Origin of the sequence: Peribacillus sp. Bi134 (assembly GCF_918698065.1) — a bacterium.
In the GTDB taxonomy this organism is placed as follows: domain Bacteria; phylum Bacillota; class Bacilli; order Bacillales; family DSM-1321; genus Peribacillus.
In genome coordinates this window covers 199288-215587 of sequence record NZ_CAKKLN010000009.1, presented here as the reverse complement: position 1 = coordinate 215587, position 16300 = coordinate 199288, and the positions used below count along the sequence as shown (strand labels likewise).

Sequence of the window (16300 nt, the reverse complement as noted above, 5' to 3'; positions counted from 1 at the left end):
TTCCGTTCCAATCAACTTTGTTTAATAATTCAGATGGAACACCTTTTATCTACAAATTAAAGAGACCTTCCTATAAAAGGTCCCTCAGAATAATTCTTATTTTTCACAAGCGATCAAGTCTTTGTCACGATCGCTTTTTTTATTGGCATCATAAAGCGCCTTTGAAACGTGAGGCTTGTATTTCGTTTTTCCTCCTTTATTTTTAACGGAAGATGTACGAGCTACGCCTCCTTTGTAGTCTTTATTCAATGCTGTACAGTTTTTATACGTCTTCACCTTTGTTTTGGCACTGGCAACATCATTCGCGCCAAACGAGAGACCCAATACTAGACCAAAAGATAGTAAAATAGCAAATAATCTTTTCAAAATACGTACTCCCTTTCCTAAATATTAACTATTTACTAATCATAATGTATCATTTCTTTTTTTACAATAACTATATTTCTATAGTTAGAGTTTACTTGAATAAAACCCGCTCTCACTTTATCTAATCCTAAAAAAGACCGCCAATGCGGCGGTTTTCATCTCATCTTATTATTCCTTCCCTTTCACCTTGTAATGGGCCTCCCCAGGTTCTTTGCAAAAGGTGATTCCGCTTCCCGGTTCGTAATAATAGGTCTTTTTTCCCAATGAACGTTCATGGAAGGTAGTATGCAGATAGGACGCTTGGTCCCTTTTGAAGGCGAGCTGATTTTTGCTTAATGATACAGGAAGGCAATGTCCATAGCTTGTGTGGACCAGCGTTTCTTTTTCGTTCATTTCCTCCAAGTCACGAATGTGGATGTAGGAAAACCAGATTCCTCCTCTTTTCCGGAATGAGCGGGAGGAGAACCAGACCATTCCCTGCTGGGCGTTTATGCAGACTGGCAGCCTATATTTTCCGCCAAGCACGGATTTGGCTGCTGCAAGTCCGCCATCCAGATTCAACCCAAAGTAGTTTAACGTGTTATTCAGGATTTCCTGGCGCGATTGGGCAACATGGAATGTGTTCTCTCCCTCCACTACCGTGGACATCTCCACACCATTGGAATCGTAACGCTCCATCAATCCCACCGTTTCCTTATTCAATAAATAGTTTTTTCGTATCATCCTTCCATTCACTCCCCATTTCCCTATTCATATTTTTTGGAGTATACTGGATATAGAGGCAGGTATACTCCTGCTCGCAAGCCCTTAGGTGATGTCTTCCAGGACGTACTCACCTAGGGGTTTTTTGATTTCCGTCTATCGTCACTTTCATTTCTTGATATGTCATTCACCCCCATGCGACTATTATCCTATTTTATGATTTTTTTGTAAAATCCAGCTAATTTCACCTCTTTCAAAATTGATTTCCTTTTGTGACTGCATCGCCTGTTTGATTGGCTGACTCTTTACAAAATCCCAGTAAAGGTCTATACTTGCGAATTTCCTTTTAAAATCTGCTGTTCTAAATTGCTATTTTCTTGTTAATATGTGTCCATTTAGCGAACAAACAGCCAAAATTCATATAAAAGTGAAATGAAATGACATTTTTGTGAAATTTTAAGAACACAAAAAAAGTCTATCGTGATGATAGACTTTTTTCTTGGTTATTCTGCCATCTTTATTTCAATTGCTAAATTCCGTAGATAATCCAATAAGGGTCTTACTTCCTCTGGAGCTGTTATGTCAGTGAATGAGTAAGACTGCTTCTTCTTTTCATCGGCTATATCCAGCTGGTATGAAAATGCGTCGAACCCTTGCGCTTTAGCTCCTGACATTATACTTTGGCTAGCATTGGGTAAGTCAGCTGTCTTCATTAAGTTCTGCAATTCCTCATTTTTCTCTTTCGGTAATTTCTCTGTATCGATCTGAAAATTCAAGTCGAGGTTGGCAAATCCCCCTATGCAGCTAAATTTGATATGCATGGTAGATGGAGCCTCCTATTCATGGAATATGACTACTCAGGCAGTCCAACCGCTTTAAAAGCATTTTCAATTGTCTTGATGGCTGTTTTCGTAACTTCTCCGCTATCAACAAGTTTTTGCGCTGCCTTGATGACAATTTGCACGAATTGATTGAAATTCGCCGTCGCAAATAGATTCTGCATCGCATTGAACCAGATCAATGCCGCTTTGTCTGTTCCGATTTCCATCGATACTAGATAAAAGGCCTTGTTTGGTATGCCGCTATTGATATGGACACCATGATTATCGCGTTCTCCTTTATAGAAGTTCTTCATATGATCAGGCTGAATATCTTTACCCATTAACTTATTGTCAAATGCCGTACCTGGCGCTTTCATCGAACGGAGGGCCTGCCCTTTGAGTGTTGGTCCCATTATATCAGCTCCGATTAGCCAATCGGCATCACCTGCTGTTTGCTTTAAATGAAATTGTTTTATGGCAACTCCAAACACATCTGAAAGATGTTCGTTCAATGCCCCGGACTGGCCTTCATACTCCAATCCACTTGTGAACTGCGTAACCCCATGTGTCAGTTCATGGCCAATTACATCGAGTGAATTGGCAAAATTGCTAAAAATGACCCCATCGCCATCACCAAATACCATTTCATCTCCGTCCCAATAAGCATTCGTGAATTTATTCCCATAATGAACGTTCAGAATGAGATCAAGGCCTTGGTTATCAATTGAATTACGGTGTAAGACATCCTTGAAATAATCACGCACAACTCCGCTATAATCATATGCAGCGTTAACAACAGAATCTGCACTTGATCGATCTCCTTCTTTTCTTGCCTCATTCTCCCGGAGTTTCGTTCCCCCCCTGCAATCATAAACATGGCGGGCAGATTCACCTTGACGACCAGATCCTGCATCCGTTAAAGCGACAACACCGTCAATATCGTATTCTTTCATAATTCTGCGCCTGCGCACTTGACGGCTTTTCGCTAAACTGATCCGTGCTTCTTCCACTTCATTTTGTGCCAAATTCTCAAGAATATAGTTTGGTACGATGAAACAATGACACTTCAATTTGGAACAATCTCTTTTGTGCATATCCGTCACTCCTTCATGTTTTTTACGATCTATTACGATTTCTTTTTTCAAGAGTGCTGCTTTCTTAATGCTTTTGGCTTCAACAACGGTTCATTAGCAGTTTAAATCCGTTTACATGGTTACCTTGATGCTCTTCCTATTTTCAACACATTTCTATAGATTACTTTCGCCGTAAATACCTCATTTCCCTCCATTCCTTCCTCTGACCCGTTCATTCCTTTTTTCCAGCAGTACTGTTAACTCATCAGGAATGCAACTTCAGGCAGGGGATGCAGTACTTCACCTTTGTTTATTAAATTATTCTGCTCGTGCTGCATATACTGCTTTAAACAAGGAATCTTCCTCAGAACATAAACAACCTTCAAGGGAGGGAATAGCATTGGTAACTTCACAGGGAACTGCTTCAATTAGCTTTCCATTCCCATCTGTTTGGGGTATCCACTCTTCAATAGCTGGCAGGACGATTATTTGGGGCACACTCATCATTGACTCTATTACAAATAATAGGGTGGTTGGTACGGTTAATTTTCGTGGCAGACCCATTCCGATTAATGGATTATGGAATGAAAGCACCAAACAAATCGCATTTGATTCACCCTATGCCACATTCTCTGGCAACTTGACCATAATGGATGATTTCCAGATTAGGATTCGACATTTCATTCTTCAAGGACGTTTTCTTATGAAGCCTCCCTCTCTGCAAGCAGGTGAGTCTGGATCATGGATTGCCACTACTGATATAGCTCTGAATGAATATCCTGTTAGCGGTAATGCCTATTCCGGGCAATTACCTCCTGTTGGAGCTTTTTTAACATCGAATATCCTTCATCAGCATCAGAATTTTTGAGGAAGAACAGTATAGGGTAATCCATTCTGTGTAGAAATGGTGTTTCACATTAGGAATCGTCTCTGTATTTCATAGGGACGATTCTTTTACTTAGAGGAAATTAACAAAAGTCATATTGAACTGAAAGGTTGGCTGAGAATTTAAGGTTACATTGATTTAGGTTCGCAACAAGTTGCTCCCTGGCGTTCAGCTGATCGCAATGCTTCCCCTATTGGGTACCGTTTTGCCTATCTCACTAAGTAGATATTTATAAGAGATAGTTATTTTGGTAGATAAATTATGAATCCATTAACTTAAAATGAGTACAGATGGAATATAGATTGACAGCATTTTCTCAGTACTTCATACTATTGTATTAATAGAAGTGACTGAATATTTGGTTAATTAGGAGGATGAATCAATGAAACCAGCAAAAATGACAATGGATTTACAATTATTAGCAGATGTTCTGAGGGAAAATAATTGTACAAGTTTTATAAACGCAACAGCAGAAAAGGATTTTCAAGTGGCTCAAATGCTTGATGTATTAATATTTGAGGGTAAATGGGAGGGTGGCATATGACTAAGCTCAGAATCCTTTTAACCATTCCTATATTGCTATATGGAATCTACGTATTTGTTGCCATTCAAAACGATAAGGATATTCCGCTTTATTTGCATCTTCTATTCGCACTCTACTTAATGTTGTTTGTACATTATGAAGAAAAAACGGAGGTGAAACCCTGACAGACTTTCAGTTTAATACACAAAGCCTAAAAAAGCCTCAACTCCTTAAAGGAATTGAGGCTTTCACTATTAATCATCTTTCTTCCGTTTCCAATTAGATAATACGAGTTGTAACGATGCCTTCGATTTGTTTGATTTTTTCTTCCAAGCCAGGAATGATATCGCCGTTTACTTCACCGTCAATGTCGATGATCGTATATGCATATCCCCCACGGCTTCTGTTAACCATGTCAGCGATGTTCAAATTAAAGCCAGATACAGCCAGCGTGATTTGCCCAACCATGTTCGGAACGTTTTCGTGGAAAGTTGCCACACGACGGTTTCCTGTATAAGGAATGGAAGTGTTCGGGAAATTCACAGAGTTCTTGATGTTCCCTGTTTCTAAAAAGCTCTTCAACTGACGAGCTGCCATGATGGCACAGTTTTCCTCTGACTCTAGCGTAGAGGCACCAAGATGCGGAATTGGAACGACATTTTTCATTTTCAACACGTTTTCATTCGGGAAGTCTGTAATGAACTTGCCTACTTTTCCGCTTTCAAGTGCAGCTTGCATATCATCTTCATTCACTAGCTCGCCGCGTGAGAAATTCAAGATATGTACGCCCGGCTTCATGATGCTGAATGTTTCTTGGTTGAACATTCCTCTTGTGTCGTCAGTTAATGGAACGTGTACTGTAATATAATCAGATTCTGCAAACAATTCTTCAATCGTCATGGCGCGCTGTACATTGCGTGACAAGTTCCAAGCTGTATCAACAGAGATGAACGGGTCAAAGCCAATGACATCCATGTCCAAATCAAGCGCATCATTCGCTACAAGTGCACCGATCGCTCCTAAACCGATTACGCCAAGTGTTTTTCCCTTGATTTCCTTACCAACGAATTGTTTCTTTCCTGCTTCAACAAGCTTCGGAATTTGTTCTCCTTCGCCTTCAAGCGTCTTTGTCCAAGCCACACCGGCAAAAAGGTTACGAGATGAAGCCATTAATGTCGTCAGCACCATTTCTTTTACAGCGTTTGCGTTAGCCCCTGGTGTATTGAAAACGACAATTCCCTGCTCGGTGCATTTGTCGACCGGAATATTATTGACTCCAGCCCCTGCCCTTGCGATTGCCTTTAACTGATCGCCGAATTCCATAGTATGCATGTTAAAGCTGCGAAGAACGATTGCATCAGGGTTTTCACTGTCATTATCAACCGTAAAATCCCCTTTGTTGAATACATTCAGTCCGCTTTCGGCAATATTATTTAACGCCTTGATCGTTTTCACTTTTTCTAAAAGAATTGTGCTCATTTTGTTTGCTCCTCTTTTGAATATGATAGTTTTGAAATTTCAAAATACTGACTTTAAACATTCACTATCTGTTAATATACAGAAAGAGGCAAGGGATAAAATCCCTTACCTCTGCCCAGGCGAACGGCTACGACACTATGTGTTCCCTCACGGTTATCCGTGTTTCGCCAGTTGCACATAGTCTTTTTCATTTATTTCATTCTATCAAACTATTCTGCAATCTTCAATATCAAATTATATGTTTATCCCTTTTTTTGCAGAATCCACAACTCACCAGAAATATCGGCGAAACTTACAGTTTTATCTGCGAAATTAGAAATATATCGACGAAATCTATAGTTTTATCTCCGAAAATGGGAATATATCAACGAAAACTATAGATTTATCTCTGAAACAGAAATATCGACGAAAACTCCAAACAAGCCTATATTATCTAGGACGGCCCAATCTTTTTATTACAACTGTAAATAATATAATGACAAAAAACAGCATAAAAATAATCATGAACGGAATGGTCGTTGTTAAAAGGGTGACCCATCCGCTTGTCTCTGTGTCTGGGATAAACTCAATTTTTCCTATATCCTGTTCCCTTATGGCGTTAATCATTCTGTCTAGCGATATTCCACTATTTGGTACAGACGCGATAAAGTATTGATCCTTTTCATACCCTACCAGCCGACCTCTTATTTCATAAACACTATTTTGTGACTCCACCTTTAAAAATGTCACTTTCCCATCCTCTAAAGTTGTAAAAAATTCATCTTCACTTAATTTCTCAGTCGGTTCTTTGTCATTGTTAAAAACCAGCACAACCCCCAAGGTAACCAAGAAGATTATTAAATAAAATACTTTACTACGGAAAATCCGTTTCATCTCATACCTTCTTCCACATTAAACAAACTATAGGAAATAGTAACACACAAAGTTAATTCTTGGAATATATCAGGCCGATTAGTTGCAAGATGGATATTATTAGTAAAATATAGGAAATATAGCAAACCAAAAAAAAGGAGGAACTAATATGCTAATAAGACAGGCATCGGTTGCAGATGCGGAAGGTATAGCAATAGTCCATGTGGATTGCTGGCGAACTACTTATAAAGAAATAATGCCGAGTGATTTTTTAGATAATCTGTCTTATGAGAAAAGGAAAGACATATGGATAAAGAATATTAATAGAGATGGTAATTATGTTTATGTCGCAGAAAATAATGAAGGAAAAATAGTTGGATTTATAGATGGCGGGAAAAGGGACACGAATCAAGTTGAGAATTCCGGTGATTTAACTGCTATATATATCCTCGAAAATTTTCAAAGAATGGGGATAGGTAAGAAACTCATCAAAGAGTTATTTTTAAAATTCGAGGCACTGGGATTTAAGACAATATTCGTGGAGGTGCTTGAAGACAATAAATCTCGATACTTCTATGAGGCATTTGGTGCTGAATTGCTTAAAACCGAAAAAATCAAAATGGCTGGCGCTGAATTGAATCTATTGGTTTATGAGTGGAAAGACATTAGCCAAGTATTGTTATAAACTTCAGCTAAGATCGCTTACTAACACAAAAAAGGCACAGTCCTTCGTGAAGGATTGTGCCTTGCTTTTGGTTTAATTTTGGTTAAATCCGCTTTCGTCCATGTAAAATACTTCCCAAGAATGTCCGTCGATATCCAGAAAACTCCAACCATACATGAAACCATGATCAATGGCTTCGTTAAAAGGCTTTCCGCCAACATCCAGTGCCCTATTCACGATCTCATCGACTTCTTCCTTACTTTTAACGGAAAGGGCGACGATGGCTTCGGTACTCGCTGCAGAATCCGGGATCTCCTTCTTGGTAAACGTTTTAAAGTAGTCTTCCACCAATAACATGACATATATGGACTCGCTGATAACCATGCATGTCGCATTTTCATTGGTCATTTGCTCGTTAAACTCAAAGCCGACCTTTGTGAAAAATTCTACTGAGGCATCCAAATCTTTAACAGGCAAGTTTACAAAGATCTTTTCTGCTTGAACTCCCATCCAATCACCCTCACTTGATTTATTTGTTCACTCACCTACTATTCGCTGCATTTTTCGATTATCCTGCTTGCAGCAGTGATTGCATTCACATTGAACGGATACAACCTTAGTCACAGGGAACATTCATAATTCACCTACTAGAATTTCAAATATTAAACAGGCTGATTCAATTTTAAAACAACCTGGGAGTTTACCTTAAGAAATTTTCAAGAAGTATATCCCTCTCCCCTTGCTACTTCAACATTGGATCGTGCATAAAAATTGAAATTCGTATACCGGATGGTTTCATAACTAAAACACTTCTTCTCTTTTTTGAAATAAAAATTATATAATTCCATGCTTTACTAAAATTAATTACTTTTAAGGAGGCATGCATATGAAAATTAGTATTAAAACATGAATTATCCGGAAAATTTTCTGATTTCAGTTGTTTTACCAGGATTGATCCCAATCATTTCGTCCTCCAATAGCCATGCCCTATTATGCAAGTAGCGCAATCCTCGTTTTGCAAATGCAACACAAGTTCAAAAAATAGATGGGAAACAACATTACCCTATGGGATAGGTGGTTCATAAATGGTTACCATTCAAACATATATAACAAAAAATAGTTATGATGCCATTGTTAATAAACATTTATTTGCTAACGAAGATTTTATCCCAATCCATCACTCAAGCGCTAACCAACTGGGAAATCAACAGTTATTTACTTCAAAAGGAACTTCCTTATACGGCACAGTCATTATATCTTATCAAAATCAATTTCTCTCGAGCTTTTATGATTGGGATGAGGTTGATGGTATTTGGTTTTCAATTTTACAGGCAATGTATGATTGTTTAAATACCGATATTGGCAACTTCGGCTTTTCTGGACGCTCTATGGGTTGGCAAATGCACAGGCTAAAAGAAAAGAATCCTGCTATATTATTCACATGGTACCATGGTTTAGCTAACAAAGAATGGAATGATATTCCTAAGAAATCCACACTAAGATTCCCTGAAAATGTGCTATTGAATAATTTAATAGAAAAGGGAACCAAGTTCTTAAGATTTAGAAATGCTCTATATGATAGCGGTCCAAGCCAAAATATTAACCAGTTAATTAACGATCTTAAATCATTTAATAGTGATTTAGGACATGTGCAATTGGATTAGTACACTGTGCTGAAGTCTTGCAGCTATATTAAAACAGTCCTTGCCGGCACTCGCCAGCAAGGACTGCTTTTCATGTACTAGAAGGCACCTGAAGTCTAATGGCCTTTTCTTGTTATTTCAAATAAACACTCATAATCTGTGTTTCTTTAATTTTTGCCTGGGTACTATTTGTTTTTTCCAGTTTTTCAACTAGCTCGCCATTCGTGATAACGATCGGAGTTACAATGCTTGGAGCTTTTGATTTTAGAAAATCGATATCAAATGTAACTAGCTTGTCTCCTGCTTTTACATTTTGCCCTTCTGCAACGTGGACTTCAAATCCCTCACCATTAAGGTTAACTGTTTCCAATCCAATATGAATCAACAATTCTATGCCATGCTTTGTGCGTAGGCCTAGCGCATGTCTAGTATGAAAAACCTGGATTACTTCTGCATCGATTGGAGATACGACCAACCCCTCCTCAGGAAGAATTGCTATTCCGTCCCCCATCATTTTACCGGAAAACACCGGATCTGGAACATCCTCAATATTTATTACTTGTCCATTAATAGGAGCAAGCAGTTGTTCCACACTCTCTTTTTTACCGAATAATTTTTTGAACATGATATTTCCACCTTTCCCTTTCGTTCTTGAATCTCACAATCAATAGTTAAATATTTGGTGAATTCCGATAATAGTTTTTGTTATTTTTTCTTTTTCAATTTCCCTTCTGCTTTCTTTTTATTCTGTTCCACTCTAAATTTAACCATCTCGGTTATTAATTCATAAGGAATTGGCTTGTTTAGCGGAAACTGAACGGCCCCTTTTGAACATTTATATTCAGATAAAGCAGATTCAAAAGCAGAGATCGCGCTTGGAGTTGGATAGAATCCTAGATGTTTTTTATAGGCAGCGAAATGCACCAGATTTCCATATAAAACAAAGGTAGGCATTTGATAGCTTATCTTTTCTTCTGCATCCGGTGCTGCATCCTTTATGACTTTTCTTAACGTTTTTAATATTTCCTGAACTTCTTCGGGAAATTGTATAATGTATTCATCAATTGAATGAATTGTATTGGTACCCTCCATCTTTTCTCCCTTCTTAAATCCAAACTACAATACTCTTATTATAACATTCTCCCCCACCAATCCATGGATTGAATCCCTTTTGCATTTCGCTAACCTATATTTTTAAAAACTCTTCCATTCTATTCATTACACCTTCTAGCATGATAATCGTCCTTGAAGTATCGAAAGGTTCAATATCCAATGAATGATTTGCATGTGGGATTTTATCCATGCTTATATTCGTTTTATTTTCAATCGCTTGAATTTTAGCTGGAATATAATGATGATCTTTTTCTCCTATAACTATATGTGCTGAATGATTACTGCTCAATAATCCTTCAAAAACCGAATCGAACTTCAATAGCGGAGTGAGCAATATCACTTTGGCATTCATAAACCGCTCACTTTTCATGATTCCATTGATGATGGGTATGGTGCCAAGTGATTTGCCTAGAAATACTGTTCCTTTATATTCATGATTTTGAAGTACCTCCGTAATGACGGGATTGATATCATTAACGATCACTTTTGTGATATCTACCAATGGATGCTTGAAAATATCCTGGTCGTAAGCGTAATGAATATGTACGACATCATACTGATTTTGAAGCATGATCATCGTCGAATAATAGAATAACGGCTTCTCATACGTGTACCCCGCACCTGAATACATAAAACAAACTGCTGGATTTCCGTTTTCAATATGTGTGTATGTAATTTCTTTTTCAATACTATTTATTTTTCTTTGGTTAACCTCCATGATAGATTCCTCCCCTTCTATCGTTTGCTTTTTATATTCATTAGCTACCTACTGAATTCCTCCTTGATCGATACTATCTAGCTAGATTCCAAGAATTAGGTTTCGTTTTTTATCAGGAATAGGTATACTTTAGCTATCAACCTATTTTTTGGAAATTACTTTGATGATCGATCAATCCAGCCTTGAAGGAGAGTGTGTAATGAAAATCAAAGCGTTATGTTTCATTCTTGTCCTGCTAGTCACTGGTTCCATGAGTACGATTCATGCAAGTGCAAACGATCAAAAGGTGAAAAAACTGGATATCGGGGAGTCTTTCGATGGTGCAGAAGGTACAATGGTTCTCCAAAACTTAAAAAATGATAAAGTGTTTATCTATGATAAACAGAGAAGTAAGGTACGCTACACTCCAGAATCGACATTTAAAGTGGCGAATGCATTAATCGGCTTACAGACAAAGGCGGTAAGCGATGAATATGAAGTGAAGCGGTGGGATGGTGTAATCAGGGAATTTGAGGATTGGAACAGAGATCATACGCTGGCTTCAGCCATGAGGCATTCAGTGATCTGGTATTATCAAGCAATGGCCCGCGATATCGGGGCGGAAGATATGCAGCAATATGTGAACCTGATAGATTATGGCAATCATGATATCTCCGGGGGGATCGACCAGTTTTGGCTCGACAGCAGCATTAGGATTTCTGCCCGGGAACAAGTCCAATTCATCGAGAACCTTGTAGAAGAAAAACTGCCTATCGATAAGCAGCATATGAGAACCGTTAAGAGAATCATGATCAATGAAGAAGCAGACTCATATGTCCTCCATGGAAAAACCGGGACACGCCTTTCTGATATGGGATTGGGCTGGTATGTGGGTTACATCGAAACGGACAAAGGAAAATGGGCCTTCGCAACGAACATCGACGGCAGCGGAAGCAAAGCCAAAACGATTACGCTGGATGCCCTGAAAGAGTTGGATATCATAGAAGAATAAAAGTTCACGCATGCTCTTAATTCTTGGGCATGCGTTTTGCTTTGTCTAAAAAGATATTTAAAACCATTTTAATACCTACAAATAATCAAGTTGGATTGAATGCTCTGAAGCCTTTTTTTGGTTTGTCCAATCAAAAAAAAGAAAATTTTCATCTAATATAGTATTGATAATATAGAAAGGGGGATTAATAGTGAAATTAACCGAAATCAAGAAATCTTATGATGTAATCATTCCTTGTGGCAGTGCTTGCACTCCCACTTTGAACCTAAGAAGACTTGGTTTAAGAAGATTCTCTTTGCCTCTTGACTGGGTCTATACTGAGTCATTTGCAGAAGTGGCCAGGCTATATAAAAATCAGTTCAAGGAATATATGGAATTGAGGAATTTAACTTTAGTAGATGGTTCCGGTACTTATTTTGATGATGACGTGGATATAAATGCTGTAAATACCTATTTGGTCAGAGATAACCATTATAAAGTTACTTCAGTTCACGATTTCCCCATCCTGCCTGATAAAGAATGGTTTGAAACATATCCTTATTTCAAAGAAAATTTAGATAAAAGAATTGCAAGATTCAATGAAACGATTAACAATAGTGATTCAATCCTATTTGTAAGATGGTCAACAAAATATGACCAAGCCTATTTGTTTCACCAAGCAATGCAGGACATGTTAAAAGAAAAAGAATTTAATGTATTAATATTAGTCCCCTCGGATGAGGCTACAAGTATTTCTGAATTAGAATGGAACCTGGAAAATGTTTGTGTTTTAGAAGTTCCTAACCAAATTTGGGATGAGGCCATTTGGGATCATGTTTATAGTGGCATACAATTGAATAGTCTGGATTAACCACTGAGCTAATAACGCTAATGTGTTAACTATTTCAAATTGGACGATTTTAGTTATTGTCTTAAATTTTTCATCGGGTCATCAACGCCTTTTCGCATCCTTATTTAGTTTTTTAAAGCAAATATCGTTTAGGCAATCATAAATCACATTAATCGCCCTTGGTGATGGTGAATTAATTAAAAAGGTTTAAGAGAAAGGCATCTGCCAAAAGCGGATGCCTTTCTCTTCTTTAGGAGTCAAGTTAATCCTATCTCCCGTTTTCTTTTCTGTTTTAATAACGCTGGCTTTTGAACTTGCTGTGAGAGTGCGGTACATTCAGCAAATGAAAACTGTTTACACCCTTTACAACGATTCTCATCCAGTTTGGATAAAGCCTTATTAATGGCATCACCCGTACTGGAAAAGAACTGCTCTTCACCAACCAGTTTAGTAAAACCGGTTTTTTCGAGCATTTCTTTAGGTTCCTGTTGAATACCGGAAATCAACACTTGTAGTTTGTGGGACTTGAATCGCTTCACAATGTCTGTGAGAAGTGCTTCTCCCGAAGTATCAATGAATGACACATTGCTCATTCTTAATAGAAGGACTTTTGGTTTAGAACGCATCATATCTTCGATTTCTTCTTGCAGCCTTTCGATTGAACCAAAGAATAAAGGTCCTTCTATCGTATAAATGTTAATCTGCGGGCAGCTTGAACCTTGTTGCACCATTTCTGGTTTAACTAATTTATCAGCTGGATCTGGTAATACCTTTGATAATTTCAATGTACCGCTCATCAGTTTAACGAACGACAGGATGGCTAATAGTAATCCAATCCCTACACCTGTTGTCAGGTCAATCAATACGGTTAACACGAAGGTAACGATCAATACGACCGAGTCCATGGTTTTTGCTTTTAAGATATGCGAAAATTCTTTGCGTTCGCTCATGTTCCAGGCGACAAACATAAGAATGGGGGCCATGCTGGCCAAAGGAATGGCCGAAGCATAAGGAGCCAAACTGACTAATACGAGCAATACCACCAGCCCATGAATCACGCCTGATATGGGGGAGACAGCACCGTTTTTAATATTCGTTGCGGTACGGGCGATGGCACCTGTAGCCGGAATGCCTCCAAATAAAGGCGTAATCATATTGGTCAATCCTTGTCCCATCAGCTCTTTATTGCTGTTATGTTTACTGTTGGTCATGCCGTCTGCAACCACAGCGGATAATAGTGATTCAATTCCTCCTAGCATGGCAATGACCAAAGCAGCCGGAAGGAGTTCAATCACCAAACCGCCAGTGATCTGGGGAAACTGAAACTGGGGCAATGCATTAGGAATGGCGCCATAGGCCGATCCAATTGTCGCTACCTGGCCTGGAAAGAATAAGCTGGCGACTAGAGTTGATACAATCAATCCCAGCAATGCTCCAGGGATTTTCGGTAAATATTTTGGAGTTAATATGACGAGAGTTAAACTTATGATAGCTACCAGTACACTATAGATATTCACTGTATTGAAGTTCAATAAGATTTCCTTCATATTTAAAAGAAAGGCTTCTTCTTTTTTTAAGTTACTGAGTCCAAAGAAATTGGCAATCTGGCCAGAGAAGATAATCACAGCAATTCCAGCAGTAAAGCCGATCGTAACTGGACGGGGAATAAACTTGATGAATCTTCCCAGTTTGAGGACACCCATAAGAAATATCATGATACCTGCCAGGAAGCCGGCGATTAACAGTTTTTCATATCCGTACTGCATGACCACACCTAACAAGACCGGGACAAAGGCCCCAGTCGGGCCTGCAATTTGATATTTCGATCCACCAAAAAGGGAGACCATGATTCCTGCAATAATTGATGTGTACAGTCCATATTCCGGTCTTACTCCGGAAGCAATGGCAAAAGCCATCGCTAAAGGAATTGCTACTATCCCAACTACGACCCCTGCAACCAGGTCTTTCTGAAAATGGCCTAAGTTATACCCTTCAAGCCTGCTAGAACTCATCATTTTATCGCTCCTTCTTTTATTGAATTTGTATTTCTTCCTTGCTGACAACGTTTCTATATCCATCTATGATTCGATCCAATTTACCCGTTTCGGGATGGATGACCATACCGTGAACGGCGATTGAATCCGGTAATAATGGATGATTTTTGATCAAACGGACACTATTCGTTACACTCTCCTCAACGCATTGAAAACCTGTCAGCCACTTTGATAAATCAATACCAGAGTTTGTTAGGATATCAATTTGCTCCTGAGTGACTTTCTTCTCCTTTGCAGCATCAAGAAGTGAAGTGGATTGAAGCCCCACCATACCGCATCCGTGATGTCCGATCACACACACTTCCTCCACTTTTAGCTCATAAACAGCGACAAGGATACTGCGCATAATGCTGCCAAAGGGATGAGAAACAATAGCTCCAGCGTTTTTAATGATTTTCGCATCTCCATTTCTTAACCCCATCGCCTTTGGAAGCAATTCCAACAGACGGGTGTCCATGCATGTTATGATGACGATCTTTTTATCTGGATACTTTGTCGTTTGAAACTCTTTATATTTGTTTTGTTCGACAAACGTCTTGTTGTAATCCAGAATGCTAGAAATGACTGACATTATTTATTCTCCTTTCTCGTGTTGAAATATGATGGATATGTTCTATGTACAATAATCCAGATGCCTTTCATAAACGGTCTTATTTGGCTCTGTTTTATCATTTGGTGCTTTATTCCATGTTAGAGATATTAAATTAGAGTTAAATGATAGAAGGATTAGAAAATGGTGAGAATTATTACAGTTCCTTCTCTTTTTTTTTGCATTTTTCTTACTAAAAAAAGGGTGATGCATAGTTAACTATGCATCACCCTTTTTTATGTTTTATACAATTATTATTCGTGGCCATCTCTATCATCCACTTCATCATCTTCCCATGTGATTGTTTTTACTTCTTTTGTGTAGCCGTCCACTTGGACGACTGCGTCTCGATCGTCCTCTAATTCAACTTCGACCAAATAATAAGGTGTCTGATCTGAAGGTTGATAAAATTCTGTATCGTCACCTGTTCCTTTTACATGTTTTTCGGCAATCGCGATTGCTTCGTTTTCTGTAATGATACTATCTGCTACCATTGTCGAGTCAATTATAGCTCCTGTATATGGGTCGAGAATTAATGTGATTTTTTCATTGTTCTTATTTACCACTGCTTTATAATGGGAGTTGTCTTTCTCCTGCACAAAATCAATTTGTTCCAGATCGCCTTGTGAGGAAATACGCGCCTTTATTTCATTTTGGGTTAGTTGCTTTTGGGGTGTTTTTTCTGCCGTTTCTTCTGCTGCATGACCTATGGTTTCTTTTTTTATAGAACGAACTTCACCGCTTTTCGCATCCATACTAATAAGATATACCCCGGTTTCAAGCTGCATTTCAATCTGATAATCTTCACCTTCAGTTTTCGTTGTCTTTATAATGGTTCCAGGATATTTATCCTTTGCTGTCTGGTTCACTTCTTCTTCCGTCAAGCTTTCCGCGGATAACGATGGAGCCCACCATTGAAATCCGAAGAATAATAGCAGACCAAAAACGAGAGTTGATCCAGCTGTTATCAGCACTTTTCCATTCTTCATCATATCAC

At 38.5% G+C, this 16300-nt stretch carries 20 protein-coding genes and 1 riboswitch; of the genes, 7 read left to right on the top strand and 13 right to left on the bottom strand.

Translation table 11 applies throughout. The features are described 5' to 3' along the window. Positions 1 to 96: 96 nt before the first annotated feature. From LQ188_RS21340 to LQ188_RS21325, 4 genes are all read right to left on the bottom strand, one after another. The gene (locus LQ188_RS21340; protein WP_101223275.1) at positions 97 to 366 is read right to left on the bottom strand and encodes an excalibur calcium-binding domain-containing protein; all 270 of its coding nucleotides are present in this window, start codon (positions 364 to 366) and stop codon (positions 97 to 99) included. Between the two features lie 168 nt (positions 367 to 534). Further along, on the bottom strand, positions 535 to 1089 hold the full coding sequence (locus LQ188_RS21335) for a competence protein ComK (protein ID WP_230178129.1): 555 nt from the start codon (positions 1087 to 1089) through the stop codon (positions 535 to 537). Between the two features lie 482 nt (positions 1090 to 1571). Then, the gene (locus tag LQ188_RS21330) at positions 1572 to 1889 is read right to left on the bottom strand and encodes a protealysin inhibitor emfourin (RefSeq protein ID WP_101223277.1); all 318 of its coding nucleotides are present in this window, start codon (positions 1887 to 1889) and stop codon (positions 1572 to 1574) included. Positions 1890 to 1921: 32 nt separating this feature from the next. After that, positions 1922 to 2983, bottom strand: a complete 1062-nt coding sequence (locus tag LQ188_RS21325) for a M4 family metallopeptidase (RefSeq protein WP_230178128.1) — start codon at positions 2981 to 2983, stop codon at positions 1922 to 1924. 379 nt (positions 2984 to 3362) lie between these two features. Between LQ188_RS21325 and LQ188_RS21320 the strand changes: the two genes are divergently transcribed. The 3 genes from LQ188_RS21320 (at position 3363) to LQ188_RS21310 (ending at position 4556) form a co-directional block, all read left to right on the top strand. Further along, complete coding sequence (locus tag LQ188_RS21320; protein WP_101223278.1) at positions 3363 to 3830, top strand: hypothetical protein; 468 nt, start codon at positions 3363 to 3365, stop codon at positions 3828 to 3830. 400 nt (positions 3831 to 4230) lie between these two features. After that, complete coding sequence (locus LQ188_RS21315; protein ID WP_230178127.1) at positions 4231 to 4392, top strand: hypothetical protein; 162 nt, start codon at positions 4231 to 4233, stop codon at positions 4390 to 4392. Beyond that, complete coding sequence (locus LQ188_RS21310; RefSeq protein WP_170971670.1) at positions 4389 to 4556, top strand: hypothetical protein; 168 nt, start codon at positions 4389 to 4391, stop codon at positions 4554 to 4556. The genes LQ188_RS21315 and LQ188_RS21310 overlap by 4 nt, the downstream gene beginning before the upstream one ends. A gap of 94 nt (positions 4557 to 4650) precedes the next feature. On the opposite strand, the gene LQ188_RS21305 is transcribed toward LQ188_RS21310, so the two are convergent. Both LQ188_RS21305 and LQ188_RS21300 read right to left on the bottom strand, forming a co-directional pair. Continuing rightward, complete coding sequence (locus tag LQ188_RS21305) at positions 4651 to 5850, bottom strand: phosphoglycerate dehydrogenase (RefSeq protein ID WP_101223279.1); 1200 nt, start codon at positions 5848 to 5850, stop codon at positions 4651 to 4653. Between the two features lie 106 nt (positions 5851 to 5956). Continuing rightward, a riboswitch (ZMP/ZTP riboswitch) is annotated at positions 5957 to 6035 on the bottom strand. Between the two features lie 244 nt (positions 6036 to 6279). Beyond that, the gene (locus LQ188_RS21300) at positions 6280 to 6723 is read right to left on the bottom strand and encodes an ATP-dependent metallopeptidase FtsH/Yme1/Tma family protein (protein WP_101223280.1); all 444 of its coding nucleotides are present in this window, start codon (positions 6721 to 6723) and stop codon (positions 6280 to 6282) included. 148 nt (positions 6724 to 6871) lie between these two features. Between LQ188_RS21300 and LQ188_RS21295 the strand changes: the two genes are divergently transcribed. Then, entirely contained in the window at positions 6872 to 7387 is a 516-nt protein-coding gene (locus LQ188_RS21295) for a GNAT family N-acetyltransferase (RefSeq protein ID WP_101223281.1), read from the top strand. 72 nt (positions 7388 to 7459) lie between these two features. Here the strand turns inward: LQ188_RS21295 and LQ188_RS21290 are convergent, their stop codons facing one another. Continuing rightward, a complete protein-coding gene (locus tag LQ188_RS21290) occupies positions 7460 to 7876 on the bottom strand; it encodes a VOC family protein (RefSeq protein ID WP_101223282.1) in 417 nt (138 codons plus the stop codon). A 575-nt stretch (positions 7877 to 8451) separates the two neighbouring features. On the opposite strand from LQ188_RS21290, the gene LQ188_RS21285 reads away from it, so the two are divergent. Next, positions 8452 to 9030, top strand: a complete 579-nt coding sequence (locus tag LQ188_RS21285) for a hypothetical protein (protein ID WP_230178126.1) — start codon at positions 8452 to 8454, stop codon at positions 9028 to 9030. Positions 9031 to 9142: 112 nt separating this feature from the next. Here the strand turns inward: LQ188_RS21285 and LQ188_RS21280 are convergent, their stop codons facing one another. The 3 genes from LQ188_RS21280 to LQ188_RS21270 all read right to left on the bottom strand — a co-directional run bounded on the left by LQ188_RS21280 (position 9143) and on the right by LQ188_RS21270 (position 10840). After that, positions 9143 to 9634 (bottom strand): PTS glucose transporter subunit IIA, encoded by a 492-nt coding sequence (locus LQ188_RS21280; RefSeq protein ID WP_230178124.1) that lies wholly within the window; start codon positions 9632 to 9634, stop codon positions 9143 to 9145. Between the two features lie 80 nt (positions 9635 to 9714). Next, on the bottom strand, positions 9715 to 10101 hold the full coding sequence (locus tag LQ188_RS21275) for a DUF1801 domain-containing protein (RefSeq protein ID WP_230178122.1): 387 nt from the start codon (positions 10099 to 10101) through the stop codon (positions 9715 to 9717). Positions 10102 to 10195: 94 nt separating this feature from the next. Continuing rightward, positions 10196 to 10840 (bottom strand): alpha/beta hydrolase, encoded by a 645-nt coding sequence (locus LQ188_RS21270; protein ID WP_230178120.1) that lies wholly within the window; start codon positions 10838 to 10840, stop codon positions 10196 to 10198. 199 nt (positions 10841 to 11039) lie between these two features. Here LQ188_RS21270 and blaOXA point away from each other — a divergent pair, with 199 nt between their 5' ends. Both blaOXA and LQ188_RS21260 read left to right on the top strand, forming a co-directional pair. Beyond that, positions 11040 to 11831: a class D beta-lactamase gene (blaOXA, locus tag LQ188_RS21265; RefSeq protein ID WP_101223288.1), complete on the top strand. Its 792-nt coding sequence runs from the start codon at positions 11040 to 11042 to the stop codon at positions 11829 to 11831. Between the two features lie 190 nt (positions 11832 to 12021). Next, the gene (locus LQ188_RS21260) at positions 12022 to 12681 is read left to right on the top strand and encodes a DUF1796 family putative cysteine peptidase (RefSeq protein ID WP_230178118.1); all 660 of its coding nucleotides are present in this window, start codon (positions 12022 to 12024) and stop codon (positions 12679 to 12681) included. Between the two features lie 236 nt (positions 12682 to 12917). On the opposite strand, the gene sulP is transcribed toward LQ188_RS21260, so the two are convergent. From sulP to LQ188_RS21245, 3 genes are all read right to left on the bottom strand, one after another. Next, positions 12918 to 14675: a sulfate permease gene (sulP, locus tag LQ188_RS21255; protein WP_230178116.1), complete on the bottom strand. Its 1758-nt coding sequence runs from the start codon at positions 14673 to 14675 to the stop codon at positions 12918 to 12920. Positions 14676 to 14691: 16 nt separating this feature from the next. Continuing rightward, positions 14692 to 15285 carry a carbonic anhydrase gene (locus LQ188_RS21250; protein WP_101223292.1) on the bottom strand — a complete coding sequence of 198 codons (594 nt, stop codon included), beginning with the start codon at positions 15283 to 15285 and terminating at the stop codon, positions 14692 to 14694. 272 nt (positions 15286 to 15557) lie between these two features. Next, positions 15558 to 16295: a PepSY domain-containing protein gene (locus LQ188_RS21245; protein WP_230178114.1), complete on the bottom strand. Its 738-nt coding sequence runs from the start codon at positions 16293 to 16295 to the stop codon at positions 15558 to 15560. Positions 16296 to 16300 lie beyond the last annotated feature (5 nt).

What these genes read in the sequence shown, in the direction of transcription:
- LQ188_RS21275 (WP_230178122.1), bottom strand. Translation starts at nt 10,101, where the DNA reads ATGGAGGGTACCAATACAATTCATTCAATTGATGAATACATTATACAA.
- LQ188_RS21285 (WP_230178126.1), top strand. Translation starts at nt 8,452, where the DNA reads ATGGTTACCATTCAAACATATATAACAAAAAATAGTTATGATGCCATT.
- LQ188_RS21305 (WP_101223279.1), bottom strand. Translation starts at nt 5,850, where the DNA reads ATGAGCACAATTCTTTTAGAAAAAGTGAAAACGATCAAGGCGTTAAAT.
- LQ188_RS21315 (WP_230178127.1), top strand. Translation starts at nt 4,231, where the DNA reads ATGAAACCAGCAAAAATGACAATGGATTTACAATTATTAGCAGATGTT.
- blaOXA (WP_101223288.1), top strand. Translation starts at nt 11,040, where the DNA reads ATGAAAATCAAAGCGTTATGTTTCATTCTTGTCCTGCTAGTCACTGGT.
- sulP (WP_230178116.1), bottom strand. Translation starts at nt 14,675, where the DNA reads ATGATGAGTTCTAGCAGGCTTGAAGGGTATAACTTAGGCCATTTTCAG.
- LQ188_RS21295 (WP_101223281.1), top strand. Translation starts at nt 6,872, where the DNA reads ATGCTAATAAGACAGGCATCGGTTGCAGATGCGGAAGGTATAGCAATA.
- LQ188_RS21290 (WP_101223282.1), bottom strand. Translation starts at nt 7,876, where the DNA reads ATGGGAGTTCAAGCAGAAAAGATCTTTGTAAACTTGCCTGTTAAAGAT.
- LQ188_RS21325 (WP_230178128.1), bottom strand. Translation starts at nt 2,983, where the DNA reads ATGCACAAAAGAGATTGTTCCAAATTGAAGTGTCATTGTTTCATCGTA.
- LQ188_RS21245 (WP_230178114.1), bottom strand. Translation starts at nt 16,295, where the DNA reads ATGATGAAGAATGGAAAAGTGCTGATAACAGCTGGATCAACTCTCGTT.
- LQ188_RS21270 (WP_230178120.1), bottom strand. Translation starts at nt 10,840, where the DNA reads ATGGAGGTTAACCAAAGAAAAATAAATAGTATTGAAAAAGAAATTACA.
- LQ188_RS21280 (WP_230178124.1), bottom strand. Translation starts at nt 9,634, where the DNA reads ATGTTCAAAAAATTATTCGGTAAAAAAGAGAGTGTGGAACAACTGCTT.
- LQ188_RS21335 (WP_230178129.1), bottom strand. Translation starts at nt 1,089, where the DNA reads ATGATACGAAAAAACTATTTATTGAATAAGGAAACGGTGGGATTGATG.
- LQ188_RS21300 (WP_101223280.1), bottom strand. Translation starts at nt 6,723, where the DNA reads ATGAAACGGATTTTCCGTAGTAAAGTATTTTATTTAATAATCTTCTTG.
- LQ188_RS21310 (WP_170971670.1), top strand. Translation starts at nt 4,389, where the DNA reads ATGACTAAGCTCAGAATCCTTTTAACCATTCCTATATTGCTATATGGA.
- LQ188_RS21250 (WP_101223292.1), bottom strand. Translation starts at nt 15,285, where the DNA reads ATGTCAGTCATTTCTAGCATTCTGGATTACAACAAGACGTTTGTCGAA.
- LQ188_RS21330 (WP_101223277.1), bottom strand. Translation starts at nt 1,889, where the DNA reads ATGCATATCAAATTTAGCTGCATAGGGGGATTTGCCAACCTCGACTTG.